General features: G+C 44.6%; 1 protein-coding gene and 1 pseudogene. Both read left to right on the top strand.

Features of this window, described 5'->3' with window-relative positions; translation table 11 throughout:
- Positions 1-1,202 (top strand): annotated as a pseudogene (locus tag FTT87_RS15825) (IS66 family transposase); the annotation flags it as partial.
- Between the two features lie 48 nt (positions 1,203-1,250).
- A partial coding sequence (locus FTT87_RS15820; protein ID WP_373423506.1) for a transposase occupies positions 1,251-1,351 on the top strand: 101 nt, incomplete at its 3' end.

Genomic DNA, 1,351 nt, shown 5'->3' with positions numbered 1-1,351 from the left:
TGGATGCCAAAGTTCAGCATCTTTCTATTCTCAATCAAAAATACGAGCATGAACTGGCGCTGTTTAAAAAGCATAAATTCGGCAGTAAAAACGAACATCTCACCGCAAAACAAATCCATCTATGGGATGAAGCGGTTGAAGAAGATATTGCTGCTGTTGATCTGGAATTAGAACGATTAAATGCAGATAAAACCGATGCAGCGACACAGAAAGCCACAGTCAACAAACCTAAACGTCGACTGCTGCCAGATCATCTACACACCATCCGTATTGAGCATGAACCTGCATCAACCCAATGCAGTTGTGGCTGCCAACTCCGTCGTATCGGTGAAGATATCAGTGAAAAACTGAATTTCAGACCGGCACAGTTCTATAAGGAACAGCATGTGCGTGGCAAATGGGTGTGTGATCAATGTGACACACTGACCCAACAAGCAATGCCGGCATATGTGATTGAGAAAGGAATCGCCAGTCCTGAATTACTCAGCCATGTACTGGTATCGAAGTATGCAGATCATTTACCGCTGTACCGTCAGCGCCAGATCTTTCTACGCGCAGGTGTTGATCTGTCCAGATCAACGCTATCTGACTGGATTGGTCGCTGTGGTGTAGAGTTAGAACGCCTAACCGATGCATTAAGAAAGGTGATCCTACAGCAAGCGGTGATTCATGCAGATGAAACACCCGTCACCATCATGCGGATGGATGATAAAGATAAAAAACCGAAGAAAGGTTATGTCTGGGCTTATGCAACAACCCAATATAATCCAATTCAAGCCGTGATTTATGACTTTCAAGACAGTCGCTCTGGTGAACATGCCGAAGCCTTTCTAAAAGATTGGCAGGGCCATCTGGTCTGTGATGATTACAGTGGCTACAAAGCACGCTTTAGATCAGGTCAGGTCATTGAGGTGGGCTGCATGGCCCATGCACGTCGTAAATTCTATGAACTGCATGTAACTGGGAAAAGTCAGGTCGCTGAACAGGCATTAGTGCTGATTCAGAAACTGTATGCGATAGAAGCCGAACTCAGGAAAAAGACCGATGGTACAGCAGAACACCGCCGCGAATACCGGCAACAGCATAGTCAACCGGTGATGCAACAACTATATGAATGGCTCAACCAACATCATCTGACGGTGCCATCGAGTTCTCCCACCGCTCGGGCGATCAACTACAGCCTAAGAGCCTATCCAGTATTAATTTCATTCTTTTTTAGCACTTAAAAAAGAATTTGTTAAAATTATTCAATGAGAAAACCATATCCCAGCGACATTAGTCGAGAAGCCTTTAAAGAAATTGAACCGTTACTATTGAGCGGAAGAAAACAAACACGTCCAAGAGTCGTTGA

Source organism: Acinetobacter sp. YH01022 (assembly GCF_013420235.1).
Classification (GTDB): domain Bacteria; phylum Pseudomonadota; class Gammaproteobacteria; order Pseudomonadales; family Moraxellaceae; genus Acinetobacter.
The sequence above is the reverse complement of the archived record's forward strand: the minus strand, read 5'-3'. Positions and strand labels throughout refer to the sequence as shown.